The sequence below is a fragment of the Sphingomonas sp. genome (genome assembly GCF_031426035.1).
Taxonomy (GTDB): Bacteria; Pseudomonadota; Alphaproteobacteria; order Sphingomonadales; family Sphingomonadaceae; genus Sphingomicrobium.
In genome coordinates this window covers 1-17790 of the sequence record NZ_JANPKO010000127.1, presented here as the reverse complement: position 1 = coordinate 17790, position 17790 = coordinate 1, and the positions used below count along the sequence as shown (strand labels likewise).

Genomic DNA, 17790 nt, shown 5'->3' with positions numbered 1-17790 from the left:
CGTGACCACCGCGGTCGCCAAGGGCGATTTGTCAAAAAAGATCACCGTCAACGTCAAGGGCGAGATCCTTGCGCTCAAGAACACCATCAACACCATGGTCGATCAGCTCAACGGCTTCGCCAGCGAGGTGACGCGCGTCGCTCGCGAGGTCGGCACCGAGGGCAAGTTGGGCGGCCAGGCGCAGGTGCCGGGGGTCGGCGGAACGTGGGCCGACCTCACCGACAACGTCAACCTCATGGCGACCAACCTGACCAATCAGGTGCGCGGCATCGCCGACGTCGTCACCGCGGTCGCGCAGGGCAACCTCAAGCGCAAATTGACGGTCGACGCCAAGGGCGAGATCGCCGCGCTCGCCGACACCATCAACTTCATGATCGACACTTTGTCGACGTTCGGCGACCAGGTCACCAACATGGCCCGCGAAGTCGGCATCGAGGGCAAGTTGGGCGGGCAGGCGCGGGTGCCCGGCGCCGCCGGCCTGTGGCGCGACCTGACCGACAACGTCAACCAGCTCGCCGCCAATCTGACCAACCAGGTGCGCTCGATCGCCGACGTCGCCACCGCCGTCACCAAGGGCGATCTGACGCGCTCGATCGCGGTCGAGGCGTCGGGCGAAATGGCCGCGCTCAAGGACAATATCAACGAGATGATCCGCAATCTGAAGGATCAGACCCTCAAGAACGCCGAGCAGGACTGGCTCAAGACCAACCTCGCGCGCTTCAGCCGCATGCTCCAGGGCGAGCGCGACCTCGCCACCGTGTCCAACCTCATCATGTCCGAGCTGGCGCCGCTGGTGAACGCCCAATACGGCGTGTTCTACGTCACCAACCGCGACGAGGACGAGACCAAGCTCGAGCTGGTCGCGAGCTACGGCGCCGAGAACGCCGACCAGTTGAAGCGCGAGTTCGGCCTTCGCGAAGGGCTCATCGGCCAGGCCGCCGCCGACCGCCGCCCGATCGTGCTCAAGGACGTGCCCGGCGACTTCATCCGCATCGGCTCGGGCCTCGGCAGCGCCAAGCCCGCCAACATCAACATCCTGCCCGCGCTGTTCGAGGATGACGTCAAGGCGGTGATCGAATTGGCCTCGTTCAGTGATTTCAACGAGACCCACCAGAGCTTCCTCGACCAGCTCATGGAATCGATCGGCATCGTCTTGAACACGATCGCCGCGACGATGCGCACCGAGGGGCTGTTGAAGCAGTCGCAATTGCTCACCACCGAGCTCCAGGCGCGCCAGACCGAACTTACCACCAAGCAGGAAGAGCTTCACGCAACCAACGAGGAACTCCAGGAAAAAGCCCAGCTGCTCGAGAATGAGAAAAAGCAGGTCGAAGCCAAGAACCTCGAGATCGAAATGGCCCGTCGCGCGCTCGAGGAGAAAGCCGAGCAGCTCGCTCTGACCTCAAAATACAAATCCGAATTCCTCGCCAACATGAGCCACGAGCTGCGCACCCCGCTCAACTCGCTGCTGATCCTGTCGAAGCTGCTGTCCGACAACACTCAGGGCAATTTGAACGACAAGCAGGTCGAGTTCGCGCGCACCATCAACTCCGCCGGCTCCGATCTCCTGAGCCTGATCAACGACATCCTCGATTTGTCCAAGATCGAGTCGGGCACGGTCACCATCGAGGTCGGCGAAATGCCGATGTCGAGCTTGAAGCAGCACATGGAGCGCACCTTCCGCCAGCTCGCCGCGGACAAGCATCTCGCGTTCAACGTCGAGTTCGACGAGACCATGCCGGACACCATCCGCACCGACGAAAAGCGCCTCCAGCAGATCGTCCTCAACCTGCTTTCCAACGCCTTCAAGTTCACCGCGCGCGGCTCGGTCACGCTCGCGGTGCGCGCGGCCAGCGGCGGGTGGAGCAAGAACCACCCGGTGCTCCACAACGCCGACCAGGCGATCGAGATCGCGGTCACCGACACCGGCATCGGCATCCCCGAGGACAAGCAGAAACTGATCTTCGAGGCGTTCCAGCAAGCCGACGGCACCACCAGCCGCAAATATGGCGGCACCGGCCTCGGCCTCTCGATCAGCCGCGAAATCGCGCGCCTGCTCGGCGGCGAGCTGCAAGTCCGCTCCAGGCCCGGCGAAGGCTCGACCTTCACGCTGTTCATCCCGATGGAGGCCGCCCAGGGCGCGGCGCTCGAAAGCGGCGCCACCAGCGCGCGCTTCGAGAACAGCGGGGCGGTGGTGCCGACCGCGCTGCCGACCGGGTTCGAAGTCGCCGACGACCGCGACGACCTTGGCGACGACCCGTTCGTGCTGATTGTCGAGGACGACCCGACGTTCGCCGCGATCCTGCTCGACATGGCCCACGAAGCGGGGATGAAGGGGGTCGTCTCGACCGCCGGGGCGGGGACGCTGGCGATGGCGCGCAAGCTCCAGCCGCACGCCATCACCCTCGACCTGGGCCTCAGCGACATCGACGGCTTCGTCCTGCTCGACCTGCTCAAGCATGACCCGCAGACCGGCCATTTGCCGATCCACGTCATCTCCGGCGCCGACCGCGCCGCCTCGGTCACCGCGATGGGCGCCGCCGGGGTCACCGTGAAGCCCGCCGACGACCGCGAATTGATCAAGGTCTTCACCGACTTGCTCAAGCAGGTCCGCTCGCCCGCCGCCAAGAAGCGCTCCAAGCGCCCAAGCAAGGAGCAGGCCGACAAGGAATCGCGCCGCTCGCTGCTCGAGCTGGCCGGCGCCAAGGTGCTGATCGTCGACGACGACATCCGCAACATCTACTCGCTGACCAGCGTGCTCGAGAGCTACGACGTCGAGGTGCTCCACGCCGAGCGCGGCAAGGACGGCATCGCGATCCTCGAGCGTACCCCGGGAATCGATGTCGGGCTGATCGACATCATGATGCCCGAGATGGACGGCTATGAGACGATGCGCCAGATCCGCCGCCGCAAGGCGCTCGCCGATCTGCCTTTGATCGCGGTCACCGCCAAGGCGATGAAGGGCGACCGCCAGAAGTGCCTCGACGCCGGCGCCACCGATTACATCGCCAAGCCGGTCGACATTGACCTGCTGCTGGCGCTGCTGCGGGTGTGGATCGCGCGCTCGCGCGACGCCGCGCGCCAGGCCGGCGCGGAGGCCGCCGAATAGTGGACGAGCCGGCGCCTTTCGATAACGACACCCCGGCGGGCATCGTCACCGACGACACCCCGGTGCTCCCGCCCGACGCCCCCGTCGAGCGGCCGCGCGTGCTGGTGGTCGACGACGACGAGCGCAATTTGCTCGCGATCTCGACCGTGCTCGAGGACGTCGGCGACATTGTCACCGCCAATTCGGGCGAGGAGGCGCTGCGCCATTTGCTGCGCGGCGAGTTCGCGGTGATCCTGCTCGACGTGTTCATGCCCGGCATGGACGGCTACGAAACCGCCCAGATCATCCGCAGCCGCGACCAGACCAAGCGCATCCCGATCGTCTTCCTGTCGGCGGTCAACAAGGAGGCCGAGCACCTCATCAAGGGCTATGCGATGGGCGCGGTCGACTATGTCTTCAAACCGGTCGAAGCGGTCGTGTTGCGCTCCAAGATCGCGGTATTCGTCGACCTGTTCGCCAAGACCAAGGAGATCGAGCGCAAGGCGCGCCAGGAGCAGGCGTTGCTCGACGCCACCTTGCGCGCCAACGCCGAGCGGCTCCATGCGGTGCAGGAATTGCGCCGCGCCGAGCAGCGCCAGGCGGCGATCATCCAGTCGCTGCCGATCGTGCTCTATCTCGAGCCGCTCAAGTGCGACCCGCGCTGCCCGACCTTCGTCAGCGGCGATCTGGAGGCGATGACCGGCTACCCGTTCGAGCAAGTCGTCGCCAATCCAACCCTGTGGGCCGAGCGGCTCCACGAGCAGGACCGCGAGCGCGTGCTCGTCGCGCTCGCCACGCGCAACGCCACCGGCCGCCTGTCGGTCGAGTATCGCTGGCAGTGCGCCGACGGCAGCTACAAATATTTCCACGACCAGGCGGTGCTGCTGCATGACGCCAAGGGCGCGCCGCTCGAGTTCGCCGGCACGCTGACCGACGTCACCGAGCGGCGCAGCCTCGAAAGCCAGTTGGTCCAGGCGCAGAAGATGGACTCGATCGGCAAATTGACCGGCGGCATCGCGCACGACTTCAACAATCTGCTCGCCGCGGTGCTCGGCGGGCTTGGCCTGCTCGAGCGCCGCGCCCAGCTCGAGGAGGGCCACCAGAAAATCCTCGCGATGACCATGCGCGCTGCCGACCAGGGCACCGAGCTGGTGCGCCGCTTGCTCGCTTTCGCCCGCCAGCAGCAGTTGCAGCCCGCCGCGATCGAGGTCCCGGCCTTGGTCGAGGCGATGAACGACCTTCTGGCGCACACGCTGGGCGGGCTGGTCCACCTCGAATGGCGCATCGCCGACGATTGTTGGCCGGTATTCGCCGACCAGCCCCAGCTCGAGCTGGCGCTGATGAACCTGATCATCAACGCCCGCGACGCGATGCCCGACGGCGGCACCATCGCCATCTCGTCGGAAAACCGCAGCGCCCCGGCCGACGAGGTCAGCGGGCGCGCCGCGGGCGACTATGTCGTGATCTCCGTCACCGACAAGGGCTGCGGCATCACCGCCGCCAACCTCGACAAGGTGATGGAGCCGTTTTTCACCACCAAGGACGTCGGCAAGGGCACCGGGCTCGGCCTCAGCATGGTCTACGGTTTCGCCAAACAATCGAACGGCGCGTTCCGCATCGACAGCGCGCCGGGCCGCGGCACCACCGCCGAACTGTGGCTGCCGCGCGCCGAGCACGCCGCCGAGGGCGCCGCGCGGGCCAAGCCGGTCCGCCGCCGCGCCAGGCCGGGCCGGGCGCTGTCGGTGTTCCTGGTCGACGACCATGACGACGTGCGCGCCGCCACCCGCGCCATGCTCGAGGAGCTTGGCCACAAGGTGGCCGAGGCCGCCAACGGCACCGACGCGCTCGCCGCGCTGACCGACAATTCGCGCCAGTGGGACTTGCTGGTGACCGATTTCGCGATGCCCCGCGTGTCGGGCGTCGAGCTGGTGCGCGGCGCGCGCCGGCTGCACCCCGAGCTGCCGGCGCTGATCGTCACCGGCTACGCCGAGCGCGACGCGGTGCGGATGGAGGAGGATCAGGTCAGCGTGCTGTTCAAGCCGTTCACACTCGAAGAACTATCCGAATCGATCGAGGCGACGCTGGCACGGGGCGGCGGCGGCAAGCGGCGGCGGACCGCGGCGCGCGCCTGACCCGCGGCGCGGCACAAGCAAACGCCCGGACCGCTGAGCGACCCGGGCGTCCTGCGTGACGATTGCTCGTCAGCCCCCTTGTAGGTGCGCGGCGCGCGTCCCCCTTGAACGCGGCCACGGCTTTCCGCGCCCGCGGCATTGGCCGGCGGTTGCGGAAGCGCGGACGCTAGGCGCGCTTGCCCGCGCTTGTCACCCCGGGAAATAAACTGCGGCAGTTTTTGCCCGGCGCCTGTGTCAGGGCAGCCACATCGGCCGTCGCCCGCCACCCGCATTGCCTTGCCTCACCATCCCCCCTAGGGCAGGCGCCGCAGCCACTCGCCGTTTCGAAAGCCCCACAAACCTTGCGCGTTTCCCGCTGTTTCCTGCCGGTCCTCAAGGAAAGCCCGTCCGACGCCCAGATCGTCAGCCACAAGCTGATGCTCCAGGCCGGGCTGGTGCGCCAGACCGCGGCCGGCATCTACGCCTGGCTGCCGATCGGCTTTCGCGTGCTCAAGAAAATCGAGCAGATCGTGCGCGAGGAGCAGGACCGCGCCGGGGCGCAGGAAATGCTGATGCCGACCATCCAGTCGGCCGATTTGTGGCGGGAGAGCGGCCGCTACGACGCCTACGGCCCCGAAATGCTGCGCATCACCGACCGCCACAAGCGCGAGATGCTGTACGGCCCGACCAACGAGGAAATGCTCACCGCATTGTTCCGCGACGACGTCAATTCGTACCGCGACCTGCCGCGCACGCTCTACCATATCCAGTGGAAGTTCCGCGACGAGGTCCGGCCCCGCTTCGGCGTCATGCGCGGCCGCGAGTTCCTGATGAAGGACGCCTACAGCTTCGACCTCGACGAGGCCGGCGCGCGGCTGAGCTATTACACCCAGCTGCTCGCGTACCTGCGCACCTTCCAGCGCCTCGGCATCCAGGCGGTGCCGATGAAGGCCGCCTCGGGCCCGATCGGCGGTGACTTGTCCCACGAATTCATCGTCCTCGCCCCGACTGGCGAAAGCGAAGTGTTCTACGATGCTGCATTCGAAGAATTCGACTGGGCGCAGGGCGGCCTCGATTACGGCGACGAAGCCGGCCTCCACGGCCTGTTCGACCGCGTCAGCAGCACCTACGCCGCGACCGACGAGACCCATGACGAGGCGCGCTGGGCCGAAGTGCCCGAAGCCAGGCGCCGCACCGGCCGCGGGATCGAGGTCGGCCACATCTTCTACTTCGGCGACAAATATTCCGCCGCGATGGGGCTCAAGGTGTCGGGCCAGGACGGCAAGCCGCTGACCCCGATGATGGGCAGCTACGGCATCGGCGTGTCGCGGCTAGTCGGCGCGATCATCGAGGCCAGCCACGACGACAAGGGCATCGTGTGGCCGGCGGCGGTGGCGCCGTGGCAGGTCGGCCTGGTCACGATGCGCGGCGACGATGCCGCGAGCATCACCGCGGCCGACGATATCTATGCCAAGCTCACCGCCGCCGGGGTCGAAACCCTCTACGACGACCGCGACGAGCGCGGCGGGGTCAAGCTCGGCACGCAGGATCTGATCGGCCTGCCGTGGCAGCTGATCGTCGGCCCCCGCGGCCTCGCGGCGGGCACTGTCGAGCTCAAGAACCGCAAGACGGGCGACAAGGAAGAACTTTCCATCGACTCTGCGCTCACGAAGCTAACCTCATGATTTTGAACCGCTACGAACGGATGATCGCCAAGCGCTATTTGCTCCCGGGCAAGGGCGAGGGGTTCATCTTCCTGGTCGCCGCGATCAGCCTCGCCGCGGTCGCCTTGGGCGTCGCCGCGCTGATCATCGTGATGAGCGTGATGAACGGCTTCCGCGCCGAGCTGTTCGACAAGATCGTCGGGTTGAACGGCCACGCCATCGTCCAGGGCTATGAGGGCCGCCTGTCCAACTGGCAGCAGATCGCCGACGCCGCGCGCAAAACCCCCGGCGTCACCTCCGCCACCCCGCTGATCGAGCAGCCGCTGATGGCGTCGGCCAACGGCCGCGTCGAGGGCATCCTCATCCGCGGCATGCGGATGGAGGATCTGCGCGCCAACCAGGTGCTCAACACCAACGTCAAATCGGGCAGCTTCGCCGCGATCACCCCCGACAGCGGGCGCGTCGCGATCGGCTCGCGGCTGGCCGAGATGCTCGGCGCATTCGTCGGCAGCGAGATCAGCCTGATCAGCCCCGAGGGCCGCTCGACCCCGGTCGGCACCGTCCCGCGCATCGTCTCCTACCAGGTCGGCGCCATTTTCGAGGTTGGCGTCTACGATTACGACAAGGCGTTCGTGGTGATGCCGATCCAGGACGCCCAGACGTTGCTGATGATGGGCGACGAGGTCGGCATGATCGAAATCCAGTCGACCGACCCCGACAATGTCGGCGAGATCGTCGCCCCGCTCGCGCCGCTGGTGCGCGGGCGCGGCATTTTGGTCGACTGGCGGCAGATGAACTCGGCGCTGTTCGAGGCGCTCGAAATCGAGCGCATCGCGATGTTCGTCGTATTGTCCCTGATCGTGCTCGTTGCGGTGTTCAATATCTTGTCGTCGCTGATCATGCTGGTCCGCGCCAAGACCCGCGACATCGCCATCCTGCGCACCATGGGTGCCAGCCGCCAGGGGCTGATGAAGGTGTTCGTCACGGTCGGCGTGATCATCGGCTCGCTGGGCATCGTGCTCGGCCTGATCCTCGGCGCGATCTTCCTGTTCTTCCGCCAGGGGGTGGTCGATTTTATCCAGCTGGTGACCGGCCAGAATTTGTGGGACCCGTCGGTCCGCTTCCTTTCGGAGCTGCCGTCCAAGACCGACCCGGTCGAGGTCGCCACCATCGTCGGCACCGCGCTCGTGCTGTCGTTCCTCGCCACGCTCTACCCGGCGTGGAAAGCCGCCAGCACCGACCCCGTTCAGGTCCTTCGCTATGAGTGAACCCGTCCTCGAAACGCGCGGGCTCAAGCGCAGCTTCACCCAGGGTGACGTCACCATCCACGTCCTGCGCGGGGTCGATTTGACCGTCGCGCCGGGCGAGATCGTCGCATTGCTCGGGCCGTCGGGCTCGGGCAAGTCGACCCTGCTCCAGGCGGTCGGGCTGCTCGAGGGCGGGTTCGAGGGCTCGATCCGCATCAACGGGCGCGAGGCCGCCAGCCTCGACAATGACGCGCGCACCGAGCTGCGCCGCGACGCGATGGGCTTCGTCTACCAGTTCCACCATCTGCTGCCCGATTTCGACGCGCGCGAGAATGTCGTGCTGCCGCAATTGATCCACGGCGCCGAGCCCGCCGCGGCGCGCGCCCGCGCCGACCAGTTGCTGTCCGCGCTCGGCCTCGGCCACCGCCTCGAGCACCGCCCCGCCAAATTGTCCGGCGGCGAGCAGCAGCGCGTCGCGGTCGCCCGCGCGCTCGCCAACCGCCCGCCGCTGGTGCTCGCCGACGAGCCCACCGGCAACCTCGACGAGGCGACCGCCGACATCGTGTTCGCCGAGTTCGTCAGCCTCGTCCGCGGCGAAGGTTCGGCGGCGCTGGTCGCCACCCACAACGAGCGCATCGCCGCGCGCATGGACCGCGTCCTCCGCCTCCACGAAGGCGTGCTCGAATGACGGACCCGCGCGACCCGACACGCGTTGGCACCCCCGTGCCCACTCGCCGCCTCAGCCCCGCGCTCATCGCCTTGCTCGCCATCGGCGCGCTGATCCTGCTCCTGATCGGGGTCGCGGCGTGGCGCGGCAGCGGCAACCCCGACGCGCTCGACGGCAACCAGACCGCCGCCGAGCGAGCCGCCGCCGACCCCGAGAAACGCTGCGCCTCGCAGCGCACCTACGACCTCATCAAGCGCGAGTTGTTCCGCCGCGCGGCGGCTTTGCGCGGGAGCGACCAGGCGGCGTTCGACAAGCTCGCCGCCTACGCCGTGGTCCGCATGGACGCGCCCATGCTGCGCTCGGAGGACGAGGATTTGAACGCGGTGTCGTGCACCGGCACGCTGACCCTCGATTTGCCGCCCGGAGTCGCCGTGGTCGGCGGCCGCCGCAGCCTCGACGCCGACTTGAATTACGCGCTGCAGCCCGCCGCCGACGGCACCGGCGAGGTTCTCACTCTGTCCAACGCCGACGCCATCGTCACCCCGCTTGCGACATTGTCGCGGATCGGGCGTCCCGCGGGCGAGCCGCTGACCCCGCCGGCCCGGCCGCCGTCGGCGCCCGTCGCGCCGCTCCCTGCCGACCCGCTGGCGCCCGCTGCGGACCCGCGCCCCGAGCCCGCGCCCCCGCCCGCGGTCGAGCCCCCGGCCGCCGCCGCCAGTCCCAGTTTCAACTGCCGCAACGCGCGCACCCGCGGCGAGATCATGGTGTGCCGCGACGGCGGGCTCGCCGCGCTCGACCGCCAGATGGCGACGCAGTTCAACCGCGCGATCGGCAGCGTCGGCCCGGGCGAGCGCGCGATGCTCGAGCGCAGCCGCGGGCGCTTCCTCTCGTACCGCGACAGTTGCCGCTCCGAGAGCTGCATCGCCGACGCTTATCGCGGCCGCATGCGCGAGATCGCCGACATCGTCGCCGGGCGCTGGGAGCAGCCGCGCTAAACTGGGGATAAGTGCCCGCCGGCGCTTTCCCTATCCGCCCCCGCGCCGCATAGTCGCGCCCGTGACCGCGCCCTACGTTCCCCTTCGCATCCTGTCGTCGTTCACCATGCTCGAAGGGGCGATGGAGCCCAAGACGATCGCCGCCAACGCCGCCGCGCTCGGCTTCCCCGCCGCCGCGCTGACCGACCGCAACGGGCTGTACGCGGCGATGCCGTTCACCGATGCCTGCATGGAAAAAGGCGTCCAGCCGGTCATCGGCACCATGCTCGGGGTCGCCCGTCCGCCAGCGATCGGCGGCTCCGGCGGGCTCGACTGGTTGGTGCTGCTCGCCAAGGACGAGGCGGGCTATTCCAACCTGTGCAAGCTGGTGTCCGCCGCCCACCTCGACCGGCCCTTGTCGGAAGACCCCCACGTCCCGTTCGCAGCGCTCGACGGAGCCACCGGCGGGCTGATCGCGCTCACCGCGGGCGGGGAGGGGGCGGTCGCGCGGCTGCTGTTCGACGGCCAGGACGACAAGGCGGCCGCCTATCTCGACCGCCTCCAGGCGTTGTTCCCCGAGCGCCTGTACATCGAGCTGATCCGCCGCGGCGACCCGGTCGAGGCCGCGGCCGAGGAGCGGCTGGTCGCGCTCGCCTACGACCGCGACCTACCCTTGGTCGCGACCAACCCCGCGGCCTACTCCGACCCCAGCTTCCATGCCGCACACGATGCCATGCTGTGCATCGCCGCCTCGGCCTACATCGAGAGCAATGAGCGCGCGGTGTCGTCGCCCGAGGCGTGGCTCAAGCCCGGCGCGGCGATGGCCGAATTGTTCGCCGACCTGCCCGAGGCGATCGCCAACACCGCGGTGATCGCCCAGCGCTGCGCGGTCGGCGCCCCGCAGCGACAGCCGATCCTCCCCCGCCTCAGCGACAACGAAGACGAAACCCTCCGCCGCGACGCCCATGCCGGGCTGGACGAGCGGCTGCGGCGTCTGCACCCCCACGCCGTTCGTCCTGAGCTTGTCGAAGGACTGTCCTCGACGTCCGCTGCGGACCAGCAGGGCAGGGCTTCGACAAGCCCAGCCCGAACGGATTTGGAGGACCGCTTCCAGCACTACCGTGACCGCCTCGATTTCGAACTCGACGTGATCATCCGCATGGGTTTCGCGAGCTATTTCCTGATCGTCGCCGACTTCATCAAATGGGCCAAGGCCAACGATATTCCGGTCGGCCCCGGGCGCGGCTCGGGGGCGGGCTCGGTGGTTGCCTGGGCGCTGACCATCACCGACCTCGACCCGATCGAGCTCAATCTGCTGTTCGAGCGCTTCCTCAACCCCGAGCGCGTGTCGATGCCCGATTTCGACATCGATTTCTGCGAAACCCACCGCGACAAGGTGATCACCTACGTCCAGGGCAAATACGGCCGCGACCGCGTCGCTCAGATTATTACGTTCGGGCGGCTCAAGGCACGCGCCGTTTTGAAGGACACCGGGCGCGTGCTGCAGATGAGCTACGGCCAGGTCGACCGCCTCGCCAAGGCGATCCCGAGCCACCCGACTGACCCGTGGGACTTGAAGCGCGCCTTGAACGGCGTGACCGAGCTCGCCGCCGAATATAAGGCCGACCCCGACGTCAAGCGCCTGTTCGACCTCGCGATGAAGCTCGAGGGGCTGCCGCGCCACGCCTCGACCCACGCAGCCGGGGTGGTCATCGGCGACCGCCGGCTCGACGAATTGGTCCCGCTCTACCGCGACCCGCGCTCGGACATGCCGGTCACCCAGTTCGACATGAAATATGTCGAGGCCGCTGGCCTGGTGAAGTTCGACTTCCTGGGCCTCAAGACGCTGTCGGTCTTGAAGGAAGGCCAGCGCCTGCTCAGCGCGCACGGCGTCGAGATCGACTTCACCCAGCTCACCTGGGACGATCCCGCGGTCTACGATCTGCTCCAGCGCGGCGATACCGTCGGCGTGTTCCAGCTCGAATCCGAAGGCATGCGCCGCACCCTTGCCGGGGTCCGCCCGACCGCGTTCGGCGACATCATCGCGCTGGTTTCGCTCTATCGCCCGGGCCCGATGGACAACATCCCGATGTTCGGCGACCGCAAGAACGGCCGCGCCGAACTGGCTTACCCGCACCCCATGCTGGAGGGGGTGCTCAAGGAAACCTACGGCATCTTCGTCTACCAGGAGCAGGTGATGCAGGCCGCCCAGGTGCTCGCCGGCTACAGCCTCGGCGAGGCCGATTTGCTGCGCCGCGCGATGGGCAAGAAGATCCAGTCCGAGATGAACGCCCAGCGCGCGCGCTTCGTCGAGGGCGCCGCCGCCAACGCGATCCCCCCGGCCAAGGCCAATGAATTGTTCGACTTGATCGACAAGTTCGCCGGCTACGGCTTCAACAAGAGCCACGCCGCCGCCTACGCCGTGGTCGCCTACCACACCGCCTGGCTCAAGACCCACCACCGCGCAATCTTCTACGCCGCGTCGATGAGCTTCGACATGGCGCAGACCGACAAGCTTTCGCTGTTCGTCGAGGACATCCGCCGCGCCGGGGTCGAGTGCCTGCCCCCCGACATCAACGCCAGCGAGGCCGCCTTCACCGTCGAGGACGACGCCGTCCGCTATGCGCTGGGCGCGCTGAAAGGCGTCGGCGAGAAAGCGATGGAGGCGCTGGTCGCCGAGCGCGCCGCCAACGGCCCGTTCGCCAGCCTCGAGGACTTCGCCGCGCGCATCGACCCGCGGCTATTGAATCGCCGCCAGTTGGAAAGCCTCGCCGCCGCCGGGGCGTTCGACGCCATCGCGCCCGACCGCGCCGCGGTGTTCGCCGCCGCCGAGACCATCCTCGCCCACGCCGCCAGCGCCGCCGACCAGCGCGAGAGCGGCCAGCAGGCGCTGTTCGGCGGGGGCGGGGCCGACGCCTCGGTCGCGCCGATCCGCCTGCCGCGCGAGACCTGGACTTTGGCCGAGCGGATGTCGGCCGAGCGCGACGCCTTCGGCTTCTATTTCTCCGCCCACCCGGTCGACGCCCAGCGCCATTTGCTCGCCGCGCACAAGGTCAAAACCTTTGCCGAGCTGTCGTCGCTGCCCGCGTCGCCCGACGGCGGACGCTCGATGGCGACCATGGCCGGGCTGGTCGAGGAAGCGCGCTGGCGCACCTCGGCGCGGGGGCGGCGCTACCTGATGGCGACCTTGAGCGATTCCTCGGGCCAGTTCGTCGCCACCGCGTTCGACGACGAGCCGTGCGCCGCGCTCGAGGCCGCCGCCAAAGCCACCGCCTGCGGCCTGCTCACCGTCGAGCTCGACCGCCGCCCCGGCGACGAGGTGCCGCGGGTCACCATCAAGCGCTTCCAGCCATTAGACGCACTGGCCCGCTCGACCCGCCTCGAAATGACCGTCCGCGTGCCCGACGACGGCGCCGTCCTGCCGCTCGCGCGCGAGCTGACCGGCGCCCACGGCGGCACCGGCACGCTGCGCTTCATCGTTCGCCGCGCCGACGGCGGTGACGCGGTGATCCTCGCCGGCCGCGACTATGCGCTGGACGCCGAGCTCGCCGCCCGCATCGAGCGCATCACCGGCGAAGGCAGCGTAACCCTCGGCGTCCAGCAACCCCCGAAGCTGGCGCTGGTTGGCTGACGAATTCCTCCCTGCGAGCGAAGCTCGTGGGGAGGGGGACCATGTGTAACATGGTGGAGGGGCACCTTCGCCAGTGCGAGAGGCCCCTCCACCATTGAATCTTCGTTCAATGGTCCCCCCTCCCCATCGCAAGTGCGACAGGGAGGAATGCGACCTCAGGCCATCCAAAACCCGTCGCGGTTGACCAGCGCGGTGATCTTCCTGGTTTGCCCCTCGGTCATGGCCTGCTTGAACGCCGGGAACACCTGCTCCTCTTCCATCCGCATGTGCGCGGCGATGGCGCTGCGGAACTCGCGCACCTTCTCCAGCCAATTGGGCGCATCGGGGCTCATCCGCCCGAGCTCGTAGAGGAAGGTCTTGACCTGGCCATGCTCGCCCTCGAGCAGGTCGGCGTCTCGCGCCTGGTTGGCCTCACGCAGCGCCGGGTAGACCACCATCTCCTCCTGGTGGGCATGCTTGTCGATCGCATGGGTCAGCTTCATCAGCAGCATCTTGCGCTTGAACGTCTGGCTGGCGTCGGTCGCCAGCATCTTGTCGAAGATGGCCAGCGCCGCCTCATGCTCGGCTGCCAGGATCGCGTCCCAGTCGCCGGCGGTCGCTTCCATTCCCTGCATCAGGAACTTGCGCCCGTAATTGGCGGCAAAGCCGATCGCCGCCCCGGCCAGCGCCGCGCCGAACAAGGCGCCGCCGCTATTGCCGAAGGCGAACGCGCTCGGCTCTCGCTCGGCGCTCTCGGCGCGTGGTTTGGCCGCGGCGCGCGGCTTGGCGCCGGCGGTCGCGTTACCTCGCTTGGCGCTGCTAGTGCGGGGGGTCTTGGGGGATGGAGTGCGGGTACGCGTAGCCATGCTGGTCCTCCTCATGGGTCTCGCTCACGAAAACGGACGGGGCCGTCACCACGTTCCGCCGCATTCCCGACTTACAGGCTGTTGGCGGCGGGCTCCGGCGCCGGCGCGGCGACATTGGCCTGCCCGGCGGGCGCAGGCTCGGGCTCGGCAACGGGCGGCCCCTCCGGCGGCTGGGGCAAATCGACCACGATGTCGCTGCTCACCGGCGCCGCGGTCTCCAATGGCGGCAACGGTTTCGCCGTCTCATATTCCTCGCCCGGCAATTTCTGCGCCGGCCGCGCCTTGGCGGGCGGCGGGTCGCGGTCGCGCGGCGGCGCGATGCCGTCGTAGACGCACGCATCGAGCCCATCGCGCGCAACCACCCCGACGCGCGCCGCGATCGTCCCGCCGTAGCGCCGCGTGAAGCCCTTGGGCGCCACCGCGCCGCGCTTCTTGGGCAGCGGCAGCACTGCCGCGATGCGCGCCGCTTCCTGCCGCGTCAGCGTGCTCGCGTCATGCCCGAAGTAACGCTGCGCCCCGGCGTTGACGCCGTACGTCCCGATCCCGGTCTCGGCGAGGTTGAGATAGACCTCCATGATCCGCTGCTTCGGCCACATCGCCTCGGTCAGCAGCGTGAACCACGCCTCGAACGCCTTTCGGACATAGCCGCCGCCCTGCCACAGGAAGGCGTTCTTGGCGGTCTGCTGGCTGATCGTCGAGCCGCCGCGGATCCGCCCGCCCGAGGCATTGCGCTGCATCGCGGTTTCGATCGCTTCGAAGTCGAACCCGTCGTGCGAGCAGAATTTGCTGTCCTCCCCCGCGATCGCCGCGCGCACCATGTCGCGGTCGATGCGTTCGATCGGCATCCAGTCGCGGTTCGCCCCGCGCCCGGCGATCAAGTCGCCCGCCATGGTCGCGGTCAGCGGCGGGTTCACGAAGCGGTAGGCGAGCACCCACAGCAAGGATCCGACGAAGAACACCACTACCGATTTGACCACGAACGACACGATCCGCCCTCCCGCCGAGCGCGTGCGGCGGCGCTTGTAGCGCGGGATGCTCGAGGTCGGACGCCGGGCCATGCCAGCGGCCCTAGCGGCGCTCCCCGGCCAACGCAATTTGGGCACATTCGCGCGCGACAAGCGCGGCATGGACGGCCCAACTCTTGAAACCGAGCGCCTCACCCTGCGCCAATGGCGCGCCGACGACCTCGCGCCTTATGCCGAGCTGCTCGCCGACCCCGCCGCCGCGCGCTTCATCGTCCCCGGCGGCCGCCCGGTGACCGAGCCGTTCGCCGCGTGGCAGCACGCCGCCTTGCTCGCCGGCCACTGGGCGCTCCACGGCACCGGCATGTTCGTCGTCGAGGACCGCGCAACCCACCGCTTCCTCGGACGCGTCGGTCTGTGGCACCCCGCGGGCTGGTTCGGCCCCGAGCTGGCATGGGCGGTGGTCGAGCACGCCCGCGGCCAGGGCATCGCGTTCGAGGCCGCCTCCGCCGCGCTCGCCTGGTCGTTCGACGCGCTCCAGGTCGACGCCCTCATCCACTGCATCGACGACGACAACGCCCCCTCCCAGCGTCTCGCCGCCCGCCTCGGCGCCACCCCGGGCGAGCGCATCGACCTGTTCGGCCGCCCGGCGAGGATCTGGACCAGCCGGCGCTAGCGGTTTGGGCCCGCGCCAGCCGCGCTGATCACTCCGCGCAACCCCGCCGCGATCCCAACCCGGTGCGTCCCAAATTGATCTAAATCGTCAAAAACGATTGTCTTTTCGGCAATCCAGTGGACAATGCCAGGCGCCGGCCCCGACCCCACGCAGGTCGCGGCGCAGGCGCTGGCCCAGGCGGGGATAAGGACGTCGAGCGATGCCGACCCAGATCGTTCTCTTTGACACCATCGATTCGGGCGACACCGTCGTCGGTACCTCGGCCGATGATTTCATCGTCGGCATCAGCACCAACAATGGCCGGTCGGAGACCCTGATCGGCGGTGCCGGCGACGATTACATCCTCGGCGACAGCAATGGCGGGTGGCGCATCGGCACCACCGACCAGTTCCTGTCGCCGTTCGACCTCGACGACCCGGGGTCGTGGGCGGTCGGCGAGAACCCGTTCATCGGCGGCAGCGGGACGGTTCCCTACACCACGCTGTACGTAGCCCCGGACGCGGGCGAGCATCTGTTCTCGTCGGTCACCGTCGGGGCCGGCCAGACCATCGTGATCGACATCGACTTCGGCACCAACCACCCGATCGGCGGCAATACCGATGTCGTCGTCATCCTTTATGACGAGGCCGGAACCGTGGTCGCCTCGAACGATGATTCACAACTTACCGACGGCGCGGCGGGCAGCTCGTCCGTCTTCGATCCCTATCTGATCTTCAACAACTCGACCGGCGCCGCGGTCACCTACACCATCGCCTTCCGCGAGTTCGGCATCGACGACCCCCAGGTGTTCGAAGGCGACGAGACGTTCGTCGCCAACATCTCGGTAAGCGCGCATCCGTTCGCCGCGACCATCGTGTTTGGCCATGACACGCTGCGCGGCGGCGGCGGCGACGATACGCTGGCGGGTCAGGCCGGCAACGACCTGCTCTATGGCGACGGCGACAACGACACCTTGCTCGGCGGCAGCGGCAACGACGCCCTCGAGGGCGGCACCGGCGACGACCTGCTCGATGGCGGCATCGGCACCGATGTCGCATATTATGCCGCCGCGTCCGGCGCGGTGACGGTCAACCTCGCCCTTTCCGCGGCGCAGAACACGGGCGGCGCCGGGGTCGACACGCTGACCGCGATCGAAAGCGTCACCGGCTCGGCATTCGCCGACACGCTCACCGGCAATGCGTCCGCCAATACGTTCAACGGCTATCTCGGCAATGACATCCTGCGCGGCGCCGGGGGCAATGACACATTGCTTGGCGGGGAGGGCGCCGACGCGCTCGACGGCGGGCTCGGCAACGATGTCCTCAACGGCGGCAACGGCGTCGATGTCGCGACCTACTCCGCGGCGAGCGCGGCAGTGACCGTCAACCTCGCGCTGGCGGGCGCACAGAACACGATCGGTGCCGGCAGCGATGCGCTCACGGCCGTCGAGAACCTCATCGGCTCGGCGTTCGCCGACACGCTCACCGGCAACGCGTCCGCCAACAGCCTCAACGGCTATCTCGGCAACGACCGGCTGTTCGGCGGCGAGGGCAATGATTCGCTGATCGGCGGCGAGGGCAACGATGCGCTCGACGGCGGGCTCGGCAACGACTCGCTCAACGGCGGCAACGGCACCGACCTTGCGTCCTATGCCACCGCCACGGCGGCGGTCGCGGTCAACCTCGGCGTGGCGGGGGCGCAGAACACGCTCGGCGCGGGCACCGACACGCTGGCCGCAATCGAGAACCTCGCCGGCTCCAACTTCAACGACACTCTGACGGGCAGCAGCCTGGCCAATGTGCTCAGCGGTAACAACGGCAACGACACCATCAACGGCCGCGGCGGCAACGACACGTTGTACGGCGGCGGCGGCAACGACAATTTCCGCTTCGACGCGCCGCTCAACGCCGCCACCAACGTCGACACGCTGGCCGATTTCAACGTCG

At 68.4% G+C, this 17790-nt stretch carries 10 protein-coding genes and 1 pseudogene; 9 read left to right on the top strand and 2 right to left on the bottom strand.

Translation table 11 applies throughout. The features are described 5' to 3' along the window. From RMP08_RS09390 to dnaE, 7 genes are all read left to right on the top strand, one after another. Positions 1-3109: response regulator (locus RMP08_RS09390; RefSeq protein WP_310468737.1), on the top strand; the 3109-nt coding region annotated here is incomplete at its 5' end. Continuing rightward, positions 3109-5220 carry a response regulator gene (locus RMP08_RS09385; RefSeq protein WP_310468736.1) on the top strand — a complete coding sequence of 704 codons (2112 nt, stop codon included), beginning with the start codon at positions 3109-3111 and terminating at the stop codon, positions 5218-5220. The genes RMP08_RS09390 and RMP08_RS09385, both read left to right, overlap by 1 nt. Positions 5221-5561: 341 nt before the next feature. Further along, positions 5562-6884, top strand: a complete 1323-nt coding sequence (gene proS, locus RMP08_RS09380) for a proline--tRNA ligase (protein WP_310468735.1) — start codon at positions 5562-5564, stop codon at positions 6882-6884. Further along, the gene (locus tag RMP08_RS09375; protein WP_310468734.1) at positions 6881-8131 is read left to right on the top strand and encodes a lipoprotein-releasing ABC transporter permease subunit; all 1251 of its coding nucleotides are present in this window, start codon (positions 6881-6883) and stop codon (positions 8129-8131) included. The genes proS and RMP08_RS09375 overlap by 4 nt, the downstream gene beginning before the upstream one ends. Next, positions 8124-8798, top strand: a complete 675-nt coding sequence (locus RMP08_RS09370; RefSeq protein WP_310468733.1) for an ABC transporter ATP-binding protein — start codon at positions 8124-8126, stop codon at positions 8796-8798. Before RMP08_RS09375 ends, RMP08_RS09370 begins: the two co-directional genes overlap by 8 nt. After that, positions 8795-9772, top strand: a complete 978-nt coding sequence (locus tag RMP08_RS09365; RefSeq protein WP_310468732.1) for a hypothetical protein — start codon at positions 8795-8797, stop codon at positions 9770-9772. Before RMP08_RS09370 ends, RMP08_RS09365 begins: the two co-directional genes overlap by 4 nt. Before the next feature lie 61 nt (positions 9773-9833). Further along, a complete protein-coding gene (gene dnaE / locus RMP08_RS09360; protein WP_310468731.1) occupies positions 9834-13382 on the top strand; it encodes a DNA polymerase III subunit alpha in 3549 nt (1182 codons plus the stop codon). Positions 13383-13537: 155 nt separating this feature from the next. Here the strand turns inward: dnaE and RMP08_RS09355 are convergent, their stop codons facing one another. Both RMP08_RS09355 and mtgA read right to left on the bottom strand, forming a co-directional pair. Next, positions 13538-14227, bottom strand: coding sequence for a hemerythrin domain-containing protein (locus RMP08_RS09355; protein WP_310468730.1), 690 nt, complete (start codon positions 14225-14227; stop codon positions 13538-13540). A 329-nt stretch (positions 14228-14556) separates the two neighbouring features. Next, positions 14557-15285, bottom strand: a pseudogene (mtgA, locus tag RMP08_RS09350) (monofunctional biosynthetic peptidoglycan transglycosylase); the annotation flags it as partial. On the opposite strand from mtgA, the gene RMP08_RS09345 reads away from it, so the two are divergent. After that, positions 15284-15865, top strand: coding sequence for a GNAT family N-acetyltransferase (locus tag RMP08_RS09345; RefSeq protein WP_310468729.1), 582 nt, complete (start codon positions 15284-15286; stop codon positions 15863-15865). The pseudogene mtgA and the gene RMP08_RS09345 overlap by 2 nt on opposite strands. A gap of 199 nt (positions 15866-16064) precedes the next feature. Beyond that, on the top strand, positions 16065-17790 hold a 1726-nt coding region (locus RMP08_RS09340; RefSeq protein ID WP_310468728.1), incomplete at its 3' end, for a calcium-binding protein.

Bases quoted from the DNA above. Each gene is read 5' to 3' on its own strand.
- RMP08_RS09365 (WP_310468732.1), top strand. From the start codon at position 8,795: ATGACGGACCCGCGCGACCCGACACGCGTTGGCACCCCCGTGCCCACT.
- RMP08_RS09375 (WP_310468734.1), top strand. From the start codon at position 6,881: ATGATTTTGAACCGCTACGAACGGATGATCGCCAAGCGCTATTTGCTC.
- RMP08_RS09355 (WP_310468730.1), bottom strand. From the start codon at position 14,227: ATGGCTACGCGTACCCGCACTCCATCCCCCAAGACCCCCCGCACTAGC.
- RMP08_RS09370 (WP_310468733.1), top strand. From the start codon at position 8,124: ATGAGTGAACCCGTCCTCGAAACGCGCGGGCTCAAGCGCAGCTTCACC.
- RMP08_RS09345 (WP_310468729.1), top strand. From the start codon at position 15,284: ATGCCAGCGGCCCTAGCGGCGCTCCCCGGCCAACGCAATTTGGGCACA.